Source organism: Streptomyces sp. NPDC047974 (genome assembly GCF_040653375.1).
Taxonomy (GTDB): Bacteria; Actinomycetota; Actinomycetes; order Streptomycetales; family Streptomycetaceae; genus Streptomyces.
This window is the reverse complement of the sequence record NZ_JBEZNU010000008.1, coordinates 169,596-188,326: the sequence shown is the minus strand read 5'-3', so window position 1 is coordinate 188,326 and position 18,731 is coordinate 169,596. Positions and strand designations below refer to the sequence as shown.

15 protein-coding genes are annotated in these 18,731 nt (G+C 72.3%); 5 read left to right on the top strand and 10 right to left on the bottom strand.

Translation table 11 applies throughout. The annotated features are described in order from the left end of the window. The first annotated feature begins 143 nt into the window (after positions 1 to 143). Positions 144 to 1,760 carry a citramalate synthase gene (gene cimA, locus AB0E19_RS14490; protein ID WP_362178498.1) on the top strand — a complete coding sequence of 539 codons (1,617 nt, stop codon included), beginning with the start codon at positions 144 to 146 and terminating at the stop codon, positions 1,758 to 1,760. A gap of 75 nt (positions 1,761 to 1,835) precedes the next feature. Continuing rightward, on the top strand, positions 1,836 to 3,188 hold the full coding sequence (locus tag AB0E19_RS14485) for a hypothetical protein (RefSeq protein ID WP_362178495.1): 1,353 nt from the start codon (positions 1,836 to 1,838) through the stop codon (positions 3,186 to 3,188). 12 nt (positions 3,189 to 3,200) lie between these two features. Here the strand turns inward: AB0E19_RS14485 and dnaN are convergent, their stop codons facing one another. Beyond that, entirely contained in the window at positions 3,201 to 4,304 is a 1,104-nt protein-coding gene (gene dnaN, locus AB0E19_RS14480; RefSeq protein ID WP_362178492.1) for a DNA polymerase III subunit beta, read from the bottom strand. A 123-nt stretch (positions 4,305 to 4,427) separates the two neighbouring features. Then, positions 4,428 to 5,039 carry a YceI family protein gene (locus tag AB0E19_RS14475; protein WP_362178488.1) on the bottom strand — a complete coding sequence of 204 codons (612 nt, stop codon included), beginning with the start codon at positions 5,037 to 5,039 and terminating at the stop codon, positions 4,428 to 4,430. Positions 5,040 to 5,265: 226 nt separating this feature from the next. On the opposite strand from AB0E19_RS14475, the gene AB0E19_RS14470 reads away from it, so the two are divergent. The 3 genes from AB0E19_RS14470 to AB0E19_RS14460 all read left to right on the top strand — a co-directional run bounded on the left by AB0E19_RS14470 (position 5,266) and on the right by AB0E19_RS14460 (position 7,786). Beyond that, positions 5,266 to 5,775, top strand: a complete 510-nt coding sequence (locus AB0E19_RS14470) for a hypothetical protein (protein WP_362178485.1) — start codon at positions 5,266 to 5,268, stop codon at positions 5,773 to 5,775. A gap of 206 nt (positions 5,776 to 5,981) precedes the next feature. Continuing rightward, entirely contained in the window at positions 5,982 to 7,565 is a 1,584-nt protein-coding gene (locus tag AB0E19_RS14465; RefSeq protein ID WP_362178482.1) for an acyl-CoA carboxylase subunit beta, read from the top strand. Positions 7,566 to 7,588: 23 nt separating this feature from the next. Beyond that, positions 7,589 to 7,786: an acyl-CoA carboxylase subunit epsilon gene (locus tag AB0E19_RS14460; RefSeq protein ID WP_362178479.1), complete on the top strand. Its 198-nt coding sequence runs from the start codon at positions 7,589 to 7,591 to the stop codon at positions 7,784 to 7,786. A gap of 88 nt (positions 7,787 to 7,874) precedes the next feature. On the opposite strand, the gene AB0E19_RS14455 is transcribed toward AB0E19_RS14460, so the two are convergent. From AB0E19_RS14455 to AB0E19_RS14420, 8 genes are all read right to left on the bottom strand, one after another. Continuing rightward, a complete protein-coding gene (locus AB0E19_RS14455; protein WP_015036414.1) occupies positions 7,875 to 8,456 on the bottom strand; it encodes an ATP/GTP-binding protein in 582 nt (193 codons plus the stop codon). Continuing rightward, a complete protein-coding gene (locus tag AB0E19_RS14450) occupies positions 8,437 to 8,970 on the bottom strand; it encodes a DUF742 domain-containing protein (protein WP_362178475.1) in 534 nt (177 codons plus the stop codon). The genes AB0E19_RS14455 and AB0E19_RS14450 overlap by 20 nt, the downstream gene beginning before the upstream one ends. A 93-nt stretch (positions 8,971 to 9,063) precedes the next feature. Further along, positions 9,064 to 9,477 (bottom strand): roadblock/LC7 domain-containing protein, encoded by a 414-nt coding sequence (locus AB0E19_RS14445; protein WP_030496939.1) that lies wholly within the window; start codon positions 9,475 to 9,477, stop codon positions 9,064 to 9,066. 10 nt (positions 9,478 to 9,487) lie between these two features. Then, positions 9,488 to 12,718, bottom strand: a complete 3,231-nt coding sequence (locus AB0E19_RS14440; RefSeq protein WP_362178472.1) for a nitrate- and nitrite sensing domain-containing protein — start codon at positions 12,716 to 12,718, stop codon at positions 9,488 to 9,490. 351 nt (positions 12,719 to 13,069) lie between these two features. Then, positions 13,070 to 13,651: an ATP/GTP-binding protein gene (locus AB0E19_RS14435; RefSeq protein WP_360601821.1), complete on the bottom strand. Its 582-nt coding sequence runs from the start codon at positions 13,649 to 13,651 to the stop codon at positions 13,070 to 13,072. Further along, on the bottom strand, positions 13,632 to 14,042 hold the full coding sequence (locus tag AB0E19_RS14430; RefSeq protein ID WP_031013914.1) for a DUF742 domain-containing protein: 411 nt from the start codon (positions 14,040 to 14,042) through the stop codon (positions 13,632 to 13,634). The genes AB0E19_RS14435 and AB0E19_RS14430 overlap by 20 nt, the downstream gene beginning before the upstream one ends. 160 nt (positions 14,043 to 14,202) lie before the next feature. Next, positions 14,203 to 14,616 (bottom strand): roadblock/LC7 domain-containing protein, encoded by a 414-nt coding sequence (locus AB0E19_RS14425; protein ID WP_030496942.1) that lies wholly within the window; start codon positions 14,614 to 14,616, stop codon positions 14,203 to 14,205. 9 nt (positions 14,617 to 14,625) lie between these two features. Next, positions 14,626 to 18,576, bottom strand: coding sequence for a nitrate- and nitrite sensing domain-containing protein (locus AB0E19_RS14420; RefSeq protein WP_362178468.1), 3,951 nt, complete (start codon positions 18,574 to 18,576; stop codon positions 14,626 to 14,628). Positions 18,577 to 18,731 lie beyond the last annotated feature (155 nt).

The window sequence follows — 18,731 nt, the reverse complement described above, 5'->3', positions numbered from 1 at the left end:
AGACCCGCGCGCAGACCTCTCGCACCCGCGAGGGGTTTTTTCGTTTTCCGGCCCCACCCGCGCCGGAGACGGACGGCGCGTGAGAATGGGGGCAAGTGGATCCATACCTTCCGGAGCCACATCCGACAGGAGCCATCAGAGCCATGACCACGGAGAACGCCGAGGGCTCGCGCCTCGACGACAGTTTCCATGTCTTCGACACCACGCTGCGCGACGGGGCGCAGCGCGAGGGCATCAACCTCACCGTCGCGGACAAGCTGACCATCGCACGGCACCTCGACGACTTCGGCGTGGGCTTCATCGAGGGCGGCTGGCCCGGCGCCAACCCGCGCGACACCGAGTTCTTCGCCCGCGCCCGCGAGGAGATCGACTTCCGGCACGCGCAGCTCGTCGCCTTCGGCGCCACCCGCCGGGCCGGCGGCAACGCCGCCGAGGACCCGCAGGTCAAGGCGCTCCTGGACTCCGGCGCGCCGGTGATCACCCTGGTCGCCAAGTCCCACGACCGGCACGTCGAACTGGCCCTGCGCACCACCCTCGACGAGAACCTGGAGATGGTCCGGGACACCGTCTCGCACCTGGTCGCCCAGGGCCGCCGCGTCTTCGTCGACTGCGAGCACTTCTTCGACGGCTACAAGGCCGACCCCGAGTACGCCAAGGCCGTGGTCAGCGCCGCGCACGAGGCCGGGGCCGACGTCGTCATCCTCTGCGACACCAACGGCGGCATGCTCCCCGCCCAGGTCCAGGCCGTGGTCTCCACCGTCCTCGCCGACACCGGCGCCCGGCTCGGCATCCACGCCCAGGACGACACCGGCTGCGCCGTCGCCAACACCCTCGCCGCCGTCGACGCGGGTGCCACCCACGTCCAGTGCACCGCCAACGGCTACGGCGAGCGGGTCGGCAACGCCAACCTCTTCCCCGTCGTCGCGGCCCTGGAGCTCAAGTACGACAAGCGGGTGCTGCCCGAGGGCGCGCTCGCCGAGATGACCCGCATCTCGCACGCCATCGCCGAGGTCGTCAACCTCACCCCCTCCACCCACCAGCCGTACGTGGGCGTCTCCGCCTTCGCCCACAAGGCCGGCCTGCACGCCTCCGCCATCAAGGTCGACCCCGACCTCTACCAGCACATCGACCCCGAGCTGGTCGGCAACACCATGCGGATGCTCGTCTCCGACATGGCCGGCCGGGCCTCCATCGAGCTCAAGGGCAAGGAGCTCGGCGTCGACCTCGGCGGCGACCGCGCGCTCGTCGCCCGGGTCGTCGAGCGGGTCAAGGAGCGCGAGCTCCGGGGCTACACGTACGAGGCCGCCGACGCCTCCTTCGAGCTGCTGCTGCGCTCCGAGGCCGAGGGCCGGGCCCGCCGCTACTTCCGTACCGAGTCCTGGCGGGCGATCACCGAGAACCGCCCCGACGGCACCCACGCCAACGAGGCCACGGTCAAGCTCTGGGCCAAGGGCGAGCGGATGCTCGCCACCGCCGAGGGCAACGGTCCGGTCAACGCCCTCGACCGCGCCCTGCGGGTCGCCCTGGAGCGGATCTACCCGCAGCTCGCCAAGTTCGAGCTGGTCGACTACAAGGTCCGCATCCTCGAAGGCCGGCACGGCACCGAGTCCACCACCCGCGTCCTCGTCACCACCAGCGACGGCAACACCGAGTGGTCCACGGTCGGCGTCGGCGAGAACGTCATCGCCGCCTCCTGGCAGGCCATCGAGGACGCCTTCACCTACGGGCTGCTGCGGGCGGGGGTCGACCCCGCCGAATAGCGGGGTTCCACCCCGCCGGACAACCGATCTGCGCCCGCTATGTCTAGTTCCCGCCCATTCGGGTAATTTCGAACCATGAGGACCAGGGCGATTTCGGTGTGGTCGGCCCTCGCCGGGCTGATCCTCCTGCTGCTTCTGGCCCTGGCCCCCGCGTCGGCGGGCGCCAGGGCCACGGGCGTGCCGGACGCGGCCGCCGCGCTCAGACAGGGCCCGGTGTACGTCGACCCGGGCGCCGCCGGAGAACTCTCGTCCGCCGACGCGGCCGCCCTGGCGGAGAAGATCGAGTCCGCGGACAAGCCGCTCTTCGTCGCCGTCCTCCCGGAGGGCGCGGAGTACCCGCCGAACGGGCTCATCGAGAACCTGCGCGAGCAGACCGGCCTCGCCGGTGTGTACGCCGTCCGGCTCGGCGACGAGTTCGCCGCCAAGGCCGACACCCGGATCCTGTCCGCGGCCGCCGTGGACAACATGGTCAGTGTCGCCGACCGGCCCGGCGCCGACGCCGCCACCGAACTGAACGCCTTCGCCGACCAGGCCCTGCCCGCGATGCGCGGCTCCGCGCCCGCCGCCTGGCCCGGCGGCGCCGCGGAGGACTCCGGCGTCCCGGTCGCCGGCCTCGTCACCCTGGGCGCGGTCGCCGCCGCCGGAGGCACCGCCGCCTACGCCGTGGTGCGCGGCCGGAGGAAGCGGAAGGAGGCCGAGGAGCGGGCCGCCCTGGAGCGGCTCCGGGTCGTCGTCGACGAGGACATCACCGCGTTCGGCGAGGAGCTGGAGCGGCTCGACTTCCACCCCGCCGAGGCGGGCGCCGACGAGGCGATGCGCGCCGACTACGAACAGGCCCTGGACTCCTACGACCGGGCGAAGACGCGGATGGGCGCGGTGGAGCACCCGCACGAGGTGCGCGGGGTCACCCAGGCCCTGGAGGACGGGCGCTACTTCCTGGCCGTGCTCGACGCCCGCCGCGCCTCCCGGCCGCTGCCCGAGCGCCGGCCCCCGTGCTTCTTCGACCCGCGCCACGGCCCGTCCACCGAGGACCGCACCTGGACCCCGGCCGGCGGCGCCTCCCGCGAGGTCCCGGTCTGCGCCGCCGACGCGGCCCGCCTGGACGACGGCCAGGACCCCCGCGCCCGCACCGTCGAGACCGACGGCGGCCGCCGCCCCTACTGGGAGGCGGGCCCGGCCTACGGCCCCTGGGCGGGCGGCTACTTCGGCGGCGGCCTCCTCCCCGGCCTCCTCGTCGGCACCATGCTCGGCTCCGCCCTCTCCACCCCCGCGTACGCGGCGGAGTACGGCGGCGGCGACTTCGGCGGCGGCGACATCTCCTCCGGTGACTTCGGCGGCAGCGACTTCGGCGGCGGGGACTACGGCGGCGGCGGTGGCGGCTTCGGCGACTTCGGTGGCGGCGGCGACTTCGGCGGCGGCGGCTTCTGAGTCCGGACCGCGTCAGACCAGCGGTTTCACCGACATCAGCAGATGCCGGTGGCCGCCGTCGGCGCCGTCGGCGAGCAGGGCGCGCTGGCCGGGGCCGAGCAGGTGGAGCCGTACCTCCTCGGCGGTGAAGCGGGTCAGGGCGTCGAGCAGATAGCCGGGGTTGAAGGCGACCGTCATCGCCCCGGCGCCGTCGAGCGCGGCCGGCAGCAGCTGGGAGGCCACGTCGTCCTCGTACCCCGCGCGCAGCCGGAGCGACGTCCCCTCGAAGGCGAGCTGGACCGGGCTGTCGCCCTCGGCGACCACCGCGACCCGCTTCACGGCCTCGACCAGGGCGGCCCGGCCGGTGACCGCGACGGCGTGGTCGCCGAGGGCGAAGAGCTTGTCGTGGCGGGGGAGCCGGCCGTCGAACAGCCGGGCGGTGGTGCGGCGGCCTGCGTGCTCGAAGCCGATGGAGTGCGCGTCGAGCCCGACCCGGGCCCGCCCGGCGCCCGCGAAGGAGCGGGCGGTCTCGGCCAGGCGCCGGGCCGGGACGACCACGTCGGCGGGGTCCGCGAACCCGGCGGCCGGGTGCCACTCCAGGGTGCGGACCGCGTACCGGTAGCGGTCCGTGGCGGCCAGCGTCATCACGGCCCCGTCCAGGGCGAGCCGTATCCCGGTGAGGACCGGCAGCGAGTCGTCCCGGCCGGCCGCCGCCGCGACCTGGCCGACCGCCTCCGCGAAGGCGCCGCCGTCGACCTCGCCGAGGACCGGCGGCAGCGCCGGGGCGGCCGGATAGGAGTCGAGCGGCAGCAGTGAGAGGCCGAAGCGGACGTCGCCCGCGCCGACCGAGAGCCGGGCCTCCTCCACGGCGAGCGCGATCCGCCCCGGCGGCAGCACCTTGCAGATGTCGAGCAGCCGCCGGCCGAGCACCAGGGCGCGCCCCGCCACCACGGTCTCGGCCTCGACCGCCACGCGCGCGGAGGCCTCGTGGTCGAGCCCGGAGACGCCCAGCGTGCCGTCCTCCCCGGCCTCCAGGAGGAGCCCGCCGAGCACGGGCATCGGGGAGCGGGCGGGCAGCACGCGCGCGGCCCACGCGACGGCATCGGTCAACACGGCGCTGTCGATACGGATTTCCATGCGCGTGACGCTAACGGCCGCCACTGACAACGCCGAGCGCCCGCCGTCCGCATCGTCGCGGAGGGCGGGCGCGCTCGTGTCACACGGGGCCTGGGGCCAGCAGGGTCGGGCGGGTCGGGAGGGTCAGGCGGCGTTCTTGATCGCGGAGATGTCGAAGTTCAGCTTGACCTTGTCGCTGACCATGACGCCGCCGGTCTCCAGGGCCGCGTTCCAGGTCAGGCCCCACGCGGAGCGGAGGATCTCGGCGGAGCCCTCGAAGCCGACGCGCTCGTTGCCGTACGGGTCGGTGGCGGTGCCGTTGAACTCCAGGTCGATGGAGAGCGGCTTGGTGACGTCCTTGATGGTCAGGTCGCCGGTGATCCGGTACGTGTCGCCGCCCAGGTGCGCCGCCTCGGTGGAGCGGAAGGTCATGAGCGGGAACTGCTCGGCGTCGAAGAAGTCGCCGCCGCGCAGGTGGTTGTCGCGGTCGCCGATGCCGGTGTCGATGGAGGCGATCTTGACGTCGATGGCGGCGCTGGAGGCGGACGGGTCGCCGCCGTTCAGCTTCAGGCTCCCCTCGTGCTCGCCGAAGGAGCCGCGCACGTTGGTCACCATGGCGTGGCGGACGGTGAAGCCGATGCTGCTGTGGGCGGCGTCGATGGTGTACTCGCCGGTCAGGGCGGCGAGGGCCGGGTCCACCGGGCGGGGGGTGGTGGTGACGGCGGACGAGGTGTTCTTGCGGCCGAAGATGCCCATGACGTGCTCCTTGGTGGGGGTGTTTGTTGAACCTTCAACGAGAATGACTGTAACCCCCTTACGTACAACTTTCAACCTTTCTCGCGAAGCTTCCCCCGAACGGTCCACGCCGGACCCCGACGCCCTCTGGCGGACGCGCGTAGAACTGCGGCATCATCCCCGTGCGCGCAGCACCACCTGCACAGCCGTTCCCGCCCGTCACGGTCACCAGCAGGAGGCAACCCCCGTGAAGCTCCGCTCCGTCCTCACCGCCCTCGCGCTCGTCCTCGGCGCCCTCTTCGCCCCCGGCTTCGGCGCCCTCACCTCCGGCGGCGAGGCCCACGCCGTCACCAAGATCAGCCACGCCACCGCGACCTCGATGTTCCGCAACTCGGGCATCACCTGGTCGTCCTCCGGCGGCTGCTCCGACCGGTACAACTCCACCTGCACCTCGTTCGAGCAGCTGAACCTCGCCACCGCCCAGGGCGCCCAGACCCTCAAGAGCGCCAGCGGCTGCGCCCTCAACATCACCGGCGGCACCGAGACCGGCCACGCGAGCGGCACCTACTCGCACTGGAACGGCTACAAGCTGGACTTCAGCAAGTACACGTGTGTGGGGAACTACATCAAGAACACGTTCACCTACATCGGCCTGCGCGGGGACGGCGCCCCGCAGTGGCGCTCCGGCGCGGGCAACGTCTACGCCGACGAGGGCAACCACTGGGACGTGACCTTCTACAACTGCGGCGGCTGCTGAACCGCGCGCCGCCACCGAGCGCGGGCCCCCGGAAACCCGGAGGCCCGCGCTCTCCATTTGTGTACTCCCCACAAGCAAAGGGGTCCCAGGGCTGTGGACTCGCTCCGGTGACCCCACGGTTCTGTCCGGCCCCGCCAGGAATCGACACGCGAGACTGTACGGAGTCGACGGCGGGGTTTCCTTGGTCGAGTTCGTAGGGTCGGTACATGACCCTTGTCGACGAGATCCCGAGCGAGCCCACCGACGCACGTGGCCGCGTCGCCGAACTGCACGTGCTGCGCGAGCAGGCGCTGGCCGGCCCCAGCGAGCGCGCGACCGCGGCCCAGCACGCGAAGGGCAAGCTGACCGCGCGCGAGCGCATCGAGCTGCTCCTGGACGCGGGGTCCTTCAACGAGGTCGAGCAGCTGCGCCGGCACCGCGCGCAGGGCTTCGGCCTGGAGGCGAAGAAGCCGTACACCGACGGCGTCATCACCGGCTGGGGCACGGTCGAGGGCCGCACGGTCTTCGTCTACGCCCACGACTTCCGCATCTTCGGCGGCGCCCTGGGCGAGGCCCACGCCACGAAGATCCACAAGATCATGGACATGGCCATCGCGGCCGGCGCGCCGCTGGTCTCCCTGAACGACGGCGCCGGCGCCCGCATCCAGGAGGGCGTCTCCGCCCTCGCCGGCTACGGCGGCATCTTCCAGCGCAACACCAAGGCCTCCGGCGTCATCCCGCAGATCTCGGTGATGCTCGGCCCGTGCGCCGGCGGCGCGGCCTACAGCCCCGCCCTCACCGACTTCGTGTTCATGGTCCGCGAGACCTCGCAGATGTTCATCACCGGCCCGGACGTCGTCAAGGCGGTCACCGGCGAGGAGATCACCCAGAACGGCCTCGGCGGCGCCGACGTCCACGCCGAGACCTCCGGCGTCGCGCACTTCGCGTACGACGACGAGGAGACCTGCATCGCGGAGGTCCGCTACCTCCTGTCGATGCTCCCGCAGAACAACCGCGAGAACCCGCCGACGGTCCCCTCCGAGGACCCGGCGGACCGCCGCTCCGACGTCCTGCTCGACCTGGTGCCCGCCGACGGCAACCGCCCGTACGACATGCACAAGGTCATCGAGGAGCTCGTCGACGACGGCGACTTCCTGGAGATCCACGAGCGCTGGGCCCGCAACATCATCTGCGCGATGGCCCGCCTCGACGGCCAGGTCGTCGGCATCGTCGCCAACCAGCCGCAGTCCCTCGCCGGTGTCCTCGACATCGAGGCCTCGGAGAAGGCCGCCCGCTTCGTGCAGATGTGCGACGCGTTCAACATCCCGATCATCACCCTTCTGGACGTGCCCGGCTTCCTGCCCGGCGTCGACCAGGAGCACGGTGGAATCATCCGCCACGGCGCCAAGCTGCTGTACGCCTACTGCAACGCGACCGTGCCCCGGATCTCGCTGATCCTGCGCAAGGCGTACGGCGGCGCGTACATCGTCATGGACTCCCAGTCGATCGGCGCCGACCTGACGTACGCCTGGCCCACCAACGAAATCGCGGTCATGGGCGCCGAGGGCGCCGCCAACGTGATCTTCCGCAAGCAGATCGCGGAGGCCGAGGACCCCGAGGCCATGCGCACCCGCATGGTCAAGGAGTACAAGGCCGAGCTGATGCACCCGTACTACGCGGCGGAGCGCGGCCTGGTCGACGACGTCATCGACCCCGCCGACACCCGCCAGGTGCTCATCCGGTCCCTCGCCATGCTCCGCACCAAGCACGCCGACCTGCCGTCCCGCAAGCACGGCAACCCGCCTCAGTAAGACTCGTCAGAGGAGTCATCCACGTGAGCACCCCTGCCAACCTTCTCCGCGTCGAGAAGGGCCACGCCGACCCCGAGGAACTCGCCGCCATCACCGCGGTCCTCCTCGCCCGCGCCGCCACCCACCCCGAGCCCGCCTCCGACGGCCACGGCCGCACCACCGCCGGCTGGCGCCGCCTGGAGCGCGAGAGCGGCTTCCGCGCCCCGCACAGCTGGCGCTGACGCCCCGGACACACGCCAAAGGGCCCCCGCTCCTCCGAGGAGCGGGGGCCCTTTCGCGTGGTGTCGTGCCGACGCGCCGTCGGGACGGTTACCGCAGGCGGGCCATGAGGGCGTGCTCGACGAGGGTGATGAGCGCGCTCTTGGCGTCCGCGCGGTGGCGGGCGTCGGTGGTGATGATCGGGGTGTCCGGGCCGATCTGGAGGGCCTCGCGGACCTCCTCCGGCTGGTACGGCTGGTTCCCGTCGAAGCCGTTGAGGGCGATGACGAAGGGGAGGCCGGAGTTCTCGAAGTAGTCGACCGCGGGGAAGCAGTCGGCGAGACGGCGGGTGTCGACGAGGACGACGGCGCCGATGGCGCCGCGGACCAGGTCGTCCCACATGAACCAGAAGCGGTCCTGGCCGGGGGTGCCGAACAGGTACAGGATCAGGTCCTGGTCCAGCGTGATGCGGCCGAAGTCCATGGCGACAGTCGTCGTCGTCTTGTCGCCGGTGTGGGTGAGGTCGTCGATGCCCGCGGACGCGGACGTCATGACGGCCTCGGTACGCAGCGGGTTGATCTCCGAGACGGCACCCACGAACGTGGTCTTGCCCACGCCGAAGCCACCCGCCACCACGATCTTCGCGCTGGTGGTTGAACGGGCCGCGCCGCCGCTAGAGCTTGCGAAGTCCACTGAGCACCCTTTCGAGCAGTGTCACGTCTGGCTGACCGCCGGCGGCCTCGTCGCCGCCGGGCTGGTGAATGGCGACAAGTCCGGCCTCGGCCAGGTCGGCGACGAGGATCCGGGCAACGCCGAGGGGAATGGAGAGAAGGGCCGAGATCTCCGCGACCGACTTGATCTCGAAGCACAGCCGGCAGATCCGCTGGTGCTCGGGCAACTGCCCCTGCAGCCTGGCCGGGTCGGCCGTGGTGCTGACCAGCGCCTCGATGGCGAGCTGGTAGCGCGGCCGGGTCCGGCCGCCGGTCATCGCGTAAGGACGCACGAGCGGGTTGTGCCCGCCGCCGGCGGCGGAGGAGCCCGCCGCGCGCGGCGGCACCGGCTGGGCCTGCTGCTGCCCGTAGGACTGGGGGACACCCTGTCTGCTGGGTGCGGAAGGGAAGTTGTACCGGTTCTGCGCGGTGTCGCCCAACGGCGCCTGATGCGCGTCGAAACCGTTGTAGGGGTTCGCCCCCGGGGGTGTTCCCACGTCTCCTCCTCCGACTGCCTCGCGGTCCATGTCCCTTGGAGCCGCGTCACCGCACCCTAACGGTGCGGTGACGTGAAACGCACTGTGTGTCTGTTAGTTGAGAAGACTTCCCTGGAGCTCCGCCCGCAGGTCCGGGGTGAGGACGGAGCCCGCCCGGTCCACGAGGAGGGCCATCTCGTAGCCCACGAGACCGATGTCGGACTCCGGGTGGGCGAGGACGGCCAGCGAGGAACCGTCCGAGACCGACATGATGAAGAGGAAGCCCCGCTCCATCTCCACCACGGTCTGGTTGACCGCGCCGCCCTCGAAGATCCGGGACGCGCCCGCCGTCAGCGAGGTCAGCCCGGAGGCCACCGCCGCCAGCTGGTCGGCACGGTCCCGGGGGAACCCCTCGGACATGGCCAGCAGGAGTCCGTCGGCGGAGACCACCACCGTGTGGGACACCCCGGGGGTGTTGTCCACGAAGTTGGTGATCAACCAGTTCAGATTCTGCGCCGCCTGGCTCATCGCGCTCACACTAACGCTCCTGGTCGTAGGTACTACCCGGGCCGAAGCCCGATCCGTTCGTGTCCGATCCCGCGGTGCGGCCCTGCTGGACCCCGCGGCGCAGGTTGCTCAACCTGCCCCGCACGTCCTCGGGTGCCCGGGAGACCTGGGGGCCGCCCTGCGGCGTCTGCTCCGCCGTGCCCTCGACCAGGTTGGCCTTGGGGACGCGCCGGGGGAGGCCGGAGGAGGTGACCCCGCCCGCCTTCGGCTCGCGGAGCTTCTTGGCCTGCTCCCAGCGCTCGTCATTGGCCGAGCGCCATTCTTCGGAGGCATTGTTCTGGTTCTGCTCGTCCTGCCCCACCGGCCGGTCGGGCTGGGCCGGCGGTACGGGCCGCTGCGCCTGGGGCGCCTGCGGGGCGCCACCGCCACGGCGCGGCAGACCGGCGTCGGTCAGTCCGTGGCCGGTGTCCGGAGCGGGACTGGGAGCCGGGGCCGGACGGTCGAAGCCTACGCGCTCGGCGCCCTGTTCGGGAGCGCGCTGCGAAGATTCCGATTCCGGACGGTAACCCTGGTCGAAAGCGCCCTGGTAGGAGCTCTGCTCCGGCCACTCGCCCTGGTGGGACTGGGGTTCGAACGCCTGCTCGTAACCACCCTGGGCCGGCTCCTGGGAGCCGTACGCCGCTTCCGCATACGCCTGCTGCGGGTACCCCTCGCCCTGCGGGGCGTACTCCTCGTAGCCCTGCTGCGGGGCGTAGCCGTAGCCGTCCTGCGGCTGCTGCTCGTAGCCCTGCTCCTGGTGGCCGTACTCGGGGGCGTACCCCTGGCCCTGCTCGTAGCCCTGGGCGTACTCCTGGCCGTAGCCCTGCTCCTGGCCGTACTCGGCGCCGTACGCCGGGCCCTGCTCGGGCTCCTCGTACGCCGCGGAGTCGGCGACGTGCACCTGGGCCTCCAGGGCCGCGCGGCGCTCCTCGCGCATCAGCGAGCGGTTGACCGGGTCGAGCTGCTGGCCCTCGCCCTGCTGCTCGTAGCGCGAGTCGTCGAAGCCGAGCTCGGCGGCGGTGCGCATCGGGGCCGGCTGGACGGCCTCGAAGGAGCCCTGCTGCTGGTGCGGGATGATCTGGGAGACCGTGAAGTCGTCCTGGACCGGCTGCTCGCCACCGCCACCGTGGGTGATCGCGTCCGGCAGCATGACCAGCGAGGTGGTGCCGGCCTGCTCGCCCGAGGGGCGGAGCTGGACGCGGATGCCGTGCCGGTCGGAGAGCCGGCCGACCACGAAGAGGCCCATGCGCTGGGAGACGGCCGCGTCCACGGTGGGCGGGTTCGCCAGCTTGTGGTTGATGTCCGCGAAGTCCTCGGCGGTGAGGCCGATGCCCTTGTCGTGGATCTCGACCATCACGCGGCCGTCGGGGAGACGGGTCGCGGTCACGCGGACCTTGGTCTGCGGGGAGGAGAACGTGGTGGCGTTCTCCAGGAGCTCGGCGAGCAGGTGCACGAGGTCGGTCACGGCCTGGCCGTGGATCTCGGCCTCCGGCACGCCGGCGATCTCGATGCGCTCGTACTGCTCCACCTCGGAGGAGGCGGCGCGCAGCACGTCGACGAGGGGGACCGGCTGGTCCCAGCGGCGGCCCGGCTCCTCGCCGGCGAGGACGAGGAGGTTCTCGCCGTTGCGGCGCATACGGGTCGCGAGGTGGTCCAGCTTGAAGAGGTTCTCCAGCTGGTCCGGGTCGGCCTCGTTGTTCTCCAGGTCGGTGATGAGGGTCAGCTGGCCCTCGATCAGCGACTGGTTGCGGCGCGACAGGTTGGTGAAGATCGCGTTGACGTTGCCGCGGAGCATGGCCTGCTCGGCGGCGAGCCGCACCGCCTCGCGGTGGACCTGGTCGAAGGCGCGGGCGACCTCGCCGATCTCGTCCTGGGAGTCGATCGGGATGGGCTGCACCCGGGTGTCGACCCGGCCGGGCTCGGTACGGGAGAGCTGGTCGACCAGCATCGGCAGGCGCTGCTCGGCGATGCCGAAGGCGGCGGTGCGCAGCTCGCGCATCGAGCGGCTCATCTGGCGGGCCATCATCCCGGCGAGGACGAAGGCGGTGAGCAGGGCGACGACGACGATGGCGCCGGTGACCCAGGCGTCGGTCTTGGCCTCGTCGGAGATGGCGGTGGCCTCGGCCACGGCCTTGTCGACGAGGGTCTTCTCGACCTCGCTGTAGCCGTCGAACTTGGCGGTGGCGATCGCCATCCAGGTCTCGGCGTTGATCTTCTTGGCCGCGAGGGCCTTGATCGCGTCCGCGTCCTCGGCGGAGCCGATCGCGGTGGCGACGCCGGAGTAGACCGAGCCGTCCTTGCCCTTGGGCAGGGTGATGTCGGCGGCCTGCATCTTCCGCTCGCCCTCGGCGGCCTTGCCCGCCATGACCTTCTTCAGGCGCTCGACGTCCTCGGCCGTGCCACCGGAGTTGTACTCGCCGAGGGCGATCTGCTCCAGGTAGTTGTACGAGTTGAAGGCGACCGACTGCTGGGCGAAGACCGCGTCCTTGGCGCTGGGCCGGACGAGCAGCTGGGTGCCGATGGAGCGCTGGAGCGAGCCGGCGGCCTTGGCCAGCTGGATCGCGTAGACGGTCCGGCCGTAGCTGGTGATGTTGCCGGTGCCCAGGCCGAGCTCGTTGGAGAACTCCATGAGGTAGTGCTGCACGCCGGTGTAGCCGAGCTGGGTGTTCACCGGGTCGAGCGCGGCCGTGTAGGCGGACTTGCGGAGGGCCGCGAGCTTGGGCTCCTCGTTCTTGAACGCCTGCAGACGGCGCTCCAGGCCCTGGCCCGAGGGCATGTTCCGGACGGCCTCGTCGAACTTGGCGCGGGCCGCGTCGGTGGCCGCGTAGGCCTGGGTGATCTCCTCGGAGGCCCGGTCCTTGCCGGAGAGCAGAGGGACGGCCGTCAGGTCGCGCTCGTTGAGGAGGGCGGTGGAGTACTCCGAGGCGGCGCGCACGATGAGCGCCGTCTTCTCGGCGTCCTGCGCCTCCTGCCAGGTGTCGATCGACCCCTTGACCTGGAAGCCGCCCATGACGAGGCCGACGAGCACGGGTATGAGGAGGATGGCGTTCAGCCGGGTGGGCACCCGCCAGTTGCGCGGGGACAGCTTGCTGGAGCTGCCCTGCGGGGCGGGCGCGGGCGCGGGGGTCACCGGTACGTCCGCGGGCGACAGCGCGCTGCGCGACGGCGGGGTGAAGTTGCCCCGCGCCTCCTGCTCCGCGGAGCCATCCATGCTTCGCCTCACTCGACCAACAACCTCTCCGCGTCGGCACCTACGTCGTGCCGGTGTTTCGTTCAGGGCCGTACTACTCGGGAGTTCATGAATTGCAGCACGTGAAGGGGGTCCCTTCCAAACAGTGGGACGGGACGGCTTCCCGTGGCCGACGCCTCACATAAAACGGGCATAAAGAACGAGCCCCGCCAAAAGGCGGGGCTCACGTGAGCGCAGTGACACGGATCGGATGCGTCGGGTGTCCGAGGCGCCCGAATTCTCTGTCGAAATGTTATGAAGCCCGGGGCGGGCCGTGTCGAAGGCCACAGATCGACTCGGGCCGGCCCCGGACGGCGGCATATGACAACTGCCCTGGCTCAAAACCTACTTGAGACGGGCCATGAGGGCGTGCTCGACGAGGGTGATGAGCGCGCTCTTGGCGTCCGCGCGGTGGCGGGCGTCGGTGGTGATGATCGGGGTGTCCGGGCCGATCTGCAGCGCCTCGCGGACCTCCTCCGGCTGGTACGGCTGGGCGCCGTCGAAGCCGTTGAGGGCGATGACGAAGGGGAGGCCGGAGTTCTCGAAGTAGTCGACCGCGGGGAAGCAGTCGGCGAGACGGCGGGTGTCGACGAGGACGACGGCGCCGATGGCGCCGCGGACCAGGTCGTCCCACATGAACCAGAAGCGGTCCTGGCCGGGGGTGCCGAACAGGTACAGGATCAGGTCCTGGTCCAGCGTGATGCGGCCGAAGTCCATCGCCACCGTGGTGGTGGTCTTCCCGCCGGTGTGCGTGAGGTCGTCGATCCCGGCGGATGCCGCGGTCATCACGGCCTCCGTGCGCAGCGGGTTGATCTCCGAGACGGCGCCGACGAACGTGGTCTTGCCCACGCCGAAGCCACCGGCCACCACGATCTTCGCGCTGGTGGTCGATCTCGCCGCGCCGCCGTTAGAGCTTGCGAAGTCCACTGAGCACCCTTTCGAGCAGTGTCACGTCCGGCGTGCCGCCGGCTTCTCCGTTGCCCGGCTGGTGGATGGCCACCATGCCCGCCTCGGCCAGGTCGGCCACGAGGATCCGGGCGACGCCGAGCGGCATCGACAGCAGGGCGGACACCTCGGCCACCGACTTGACCTCACGGCACAGGTGGCAGATGCGCTGGTGCTCGGGCAGGAGCGTGGCGAGGTGCGCCGGGTCGGCCGTGGTGCTGACCAGTGCCTCGATGGCGAGCTGGTAGCGCGGCCGGGTCCGGCCGCCGGTCATCGCATACGGACGGACCAGCGGCTGGTCGCCCTCATGACCGTACGGGTCGTCCAGCGACGAGCCACCGTACGGATCGTGAGAGGCGGGGGGCGGGGTCATGAATCCTCCGGGCGTGACAGCAAGCCTTCTGCCGTCTGATGGGGCCGGTGGGGGGCCGGATGGGGCGGCCGGACGATGAACGGTGCCGGGGGCGGTACGTGTGGGGGGCGTACCGCCCCGACGAGGGGGTCGGACAGGTGCCGCGAGCGGGTGGGGACCGCTAGTGCAGCAGGCTGCCCTGGAGCTCCGCACGGAGATCCGGGGTGAGGACGCTGCCGGCCCGGTCGACCAGCAGCGCCATCTCGTAGCCCACGAGGCCGATGTCGCACTCCGGGTGCGCGAGCACGGCGAGCGAGGAGCCGTCCGAGACCGACATGAGGAAGAGGAAGCCGCGCTCCATCTCCACCACGGTCTGTGCCACGGGACCGCCCTCGAAGATCCGGGAGGCGCCCGCGGTCAGCGAGGTGAGCCCGGACGCGACCGCCGCCAGCTGGTCGGCACGGTCGCGGGGGAACCCTTCGGACATGGCCAGCAGAAGGCCGTCGGCGGAGACCACCACCGTGTGGGACACCCCGGGGGTGTTGTCCACGAAGTTGGTGATCAACCAGTTCAGGTTCTGCGCCGCCTGGCTCATCGCGCTCAACTATCGCTCCTGCTGGTGGTTCGGACCGAGGTGGAAGCTACCCGTGGTCGAGTTGCCCGCCTGACGGCCCTGCTGGATACCGCGGCGCAGGTTGGTGAGTCGGCCGCGGACGTCGTCGGGTGCACGCGAGACCTGGGGGCCGGCCGTGTGGGCCTGCTCCTGTGCGGTCCCGGGTACGAGGTTGGCCTTCGGCACACGGCGCGGAAGACCGGAGGTGGTGACCCCGCCGGCGGAGGGCTTGCGCGCCCGCTCGGCCTGGCGCACCAGGTCGTCGTTGGGCGAGGGCCGCCAGGTGGCCGGCCGTCCGCCGTCGGGAGCCTGGCCGGGGGCCGGGCGCTGCGCCGCCGGCGCGGGCTGGGGGACGACCGGGGTCTGCATGGTCCGGTCGACCTCGTGCGCCTGCGGCTGCTGCGGCTGGGCCTGCGGGGCGGCCGGGGCCTGCTGCTGCCCCTGCTCCTGCTGGAACCAGTTGGTCTCCAGCGTGTCGTAGAGCGGGGTGCGCCCGTCGCCCGCGGCCGGCGCCGGCGGCAGGGCCTCCGGACGACGCGGCCGGCCGAGCTGCGGCTGACCCGGCTGCGGCTGACGCGGCTGGGGCGCCTGCGGGGCGGCCTGCTGCGGACCGGCCTGGGCGAAGCCCTGCTGCGGGTGACCCGTCTGCGGGAGACCGGGCCGGCCGGCGCCGAAGTCGTCGCCGGTGCGCTGCCGCGGGGCCGGGGGCTGCGGGGCCTGCAGGTTCTGCGGCATCTGCGGCATCTGCGGCGCCTGGGGGACCTGCGGCGCCTGGGGGACCTGCGGTACGAAGGGCTGGCTGCCGTACGGCGGCTGGGCCTGGTACTGCGGGGCCTGGGGAGCCTGCGGGGCCTGGGGAGCCTGCGGGGCCTCGAAGTCCGGGCGGGCGAAGGCCGCGGTGGACGCCGGGTCCTGGAACTGCGGGACCTGCGGGGCCTGCGGAGCCATGGGCGCCTGCGGGGCGTTGAAGTCCGGCCGCGGGAACTGGCCCGTGGAACCGGGACCCTGCGGGGCGCCGGGCACGGCGAACGAGCCCGTGGTCTCCCTGTCGTCGTGGCCGCGCGGGGCGTCCAGCGGCGTCATGTCCTGCTGCGGGCGGCGCACCGGCTGCTGGGCCGGGTCGCTGCCCCAGCTCGCGCCCTGCGGGCGCTGCGGCTGCGGGTTGCCGCCGGGCAGCTCGGCGCGCGGGAAGCCGTTCGGGTCCTGCTGCTGCGGCGCCTGGGGAGCCTGCGGGGTGCGCGGGCTGCCGCCCCACACGTCCGTGCGGGACGGGATGGCGCTGGCCGCGCCGCCGATGAGACCCGCACCCGGGCCGGGCTGCGCCGGCTGGGGGAGCTGCGGCAGCTGACCGGTCTGCTCCAGCTGGGCGTTGGCCGGCTGGGGCTGCTGCGGGGCAGGGGCCTGCGGCGCGCCGTCCCGGGCGGGCAGCGCGGTGCGCGGTCCGCCGGCCGGGCCGACCTGGGGACGCGCGGCACCGGGGCCCGCGCCGAGCCGGCCGGCCGGGGCCGAGGGGCCGCCGAGACCCGGACGTCCGGCGCCGGGACCGCCGGCGGGGCCGCCGAGAGCGCCGGGACCGCCGGCCGCGCCGGGACCGCCGGGGAGACGGCCGCCGGGGGCGTTGCCGCCCTGAGGGGCCGCGCCCTGGGAGCCGGGGCCCGACTTGGGGGCCGGCTTGCGGCCGCCCTGGGCGACGTCGACCGGGAGCATGACGAGCGCGGTGGTGCCGCCCGAGTCCGACGGGCGCAGCTGGATGCGGATGCCGTGTCGCAGGGACAGGCGGCCGACCACGAAGAGGCCCATGCGGCGGGAGACGGAGACGTCCACGGTGGGCGGCGAGGCGAGCCGCTCGTTGATCGCGGCGAGGTCCTCGGGGGAGAGGCCGATGCCGGTGTCGTGGATCTCGACGAGCACGCGGCCGTCGGGCAGCGCGTGACCGGTGACCCGGACCTTGGTCTGCGGGGAGGAGAACGAGGTGGCGTTCTCGAGCAGCTCGGCGAGGAGGTGCACGAGGTCGTTGACGACCCGGCCGGCGACGTCCGTCGCCGGGACCGCGGCCAGTTCGATGCGCTCGTACTGCTCCACCTCGGAGGCGGCGGCACGCAGGACGTCGACCAGCGGGACCGGGCGGGTCCAGCGGCGGCCCGGCTCCTCGCCGGCGAGGACGAGGAGGTTCTCGCCGTTCCGGCGCATACGGGTCGCGAGGTGGTCGAGCTTGAACAGCGAGGAGAGCTGGTCCGGGTCGGCCTCGCGGGACTCCAGCTCGGAGATGAGCGAGAGCTGGCGCTGGATGAGGCCCTGCGAACGGCGCGAGAGGTTGGTGAACATCGCGTTGACGTTGCCCCGGAGGAGGGCCTGCTCGGCGGCGAGGCGGACGGCCTCGCGGTGCACGTCGTCGAAGGCCGCGGCCACCTGGCCGATCTCGTCCCTGGAGTGCACACCGACGGACTCGACGGAGGTGTCGACGTCCTGCGGGTCGGACTCGGAGAGCTGCTTGACCAGCTCGGGCAGGCGTTCCTGGGCGACCTTGGTGGCGGTGTCCTGGAGCCGGCGCAGCGAGCGGATCATGGAGCGGGCCACGACGAAGGCGCCGATGAGCGAGACGCCGAGGACGAGCAGGATCAGCGCACCGTTGATGATGGCCTCGCGCTGCGACTCCTGGCGCAGCTCACGGGCCATCGTCTCCATGTCGCCGAGGAGCTGGTTCTCGATGCGGCCCATGGCCGCGATCTTCGTCTCGTACTCGTCGGTGAAGTTGAGGTAACCGCGGCGCACGCCGCCGGGCATGGCGCCGTCGGAGGCGAGGACGCGCTCGGCGTACTTCTCGGCGTCCAGGATCGTGGGGTTGCCCGAGTGCAGCGAGTCGGTGAGGTCGGTGGCGTCGCCGCCGGTCCCCTCGTAGATCGCCGTGAACGTCTTGAAGGCGTTGTTCTCACTCTTGAGCGCGGCCTCGCCGTAGAGGCGGTCGCCGGGCTGGATCCGGCCGGCGGTCTTGTCGCTGGCCGGCAGGGCGCCCGCGATGATCGCCTGCTGGATGGAGGCGTACTCCTTGGCGGACGAGAACGCGGCGAGCGCGCGGGTCCGCTTGATCATCTCGGGGTTGCTGGTCGCCTGCGCCATGTCCTGCGAGAGGCTGAGCAGCGAGCGGATGAGGCGGCTGTACGCCTCGACCGTCACCGAGTGCTGCACGCCCTTCTGGTAGGCGTTCGTCCGGATGTTGTGGAGGTCGATGACCTGCGCGGCGATGGTGCCGACGTTGGAGCGGATGCTCTGCAGCGCCTCGTCGTCCTCGCTGTTCGGGATGGCCCGGGTGGCGTCGAGGAAGGCGTCGTAGGAGCGGTCCGTACGGCGTCGCGGGTTGGCGACCTGGTAGTCGCTGACCGGACGGCCGTTGGCGAGCGGGCCCGCGGAGAGGTCGCGCTCGGCCTGGAGGGCCTGCGCGAGCGCGGTCGCCTCACGGGTGAGCTTGGTGAGCAGCTGCATGTGGTCGAGCTGCTGCATGTCCTGGAGCGACTCGTTGATGCGGATGCCGCCGAGGCTGGTGGCCGCGACCACGGGGAGGGTCAGCAGGGCCACGAGGCGGGTGGAGATGCGCCAGTTGCGGAGGGCTATTCGGGGGCCGGTGGCGTTCTCGGGCGTCGCGGGCGCGGTGCCCTTGTCGCCGCGCGCGGCGGCGGGCGTGCCGGACTCGCCGGACTCGCCGGACTCGCCGGACTCGCCGGACTCGCCGTTCGGCCGCGTCCCCTTGCCCTTGCCCTTGCCCTTGCCCTGGGCCTTGCCCTGGGGCCTGCTCTGGCCGCCCGCGCCGGGCGCCTGCTGGGTGGGGTGCGGGGCCGCGGGACCGCGGTCGGTCCCGGCACGCGGTTCCTGCTCCGACGGAGCCTCCGCGCGGCCCTTGCGGGCCGGGGCAGAGCCCGTGCCATCCCTCTTGAAACGTCCCTGCACTAGCGTCGCAACCTCTGGACCAGGCGTCCTTCCGGGTGGAACCGGAGCGGACGGTGTCGGCGTCGTCGGGACGCGTCGGTGCGCCCCAGGTGGTCGTCGGTGACCGGCGCAGATCCCCCTTTCCCGCCACTCGGCCGGCGCTGCGTTGCGCCCCC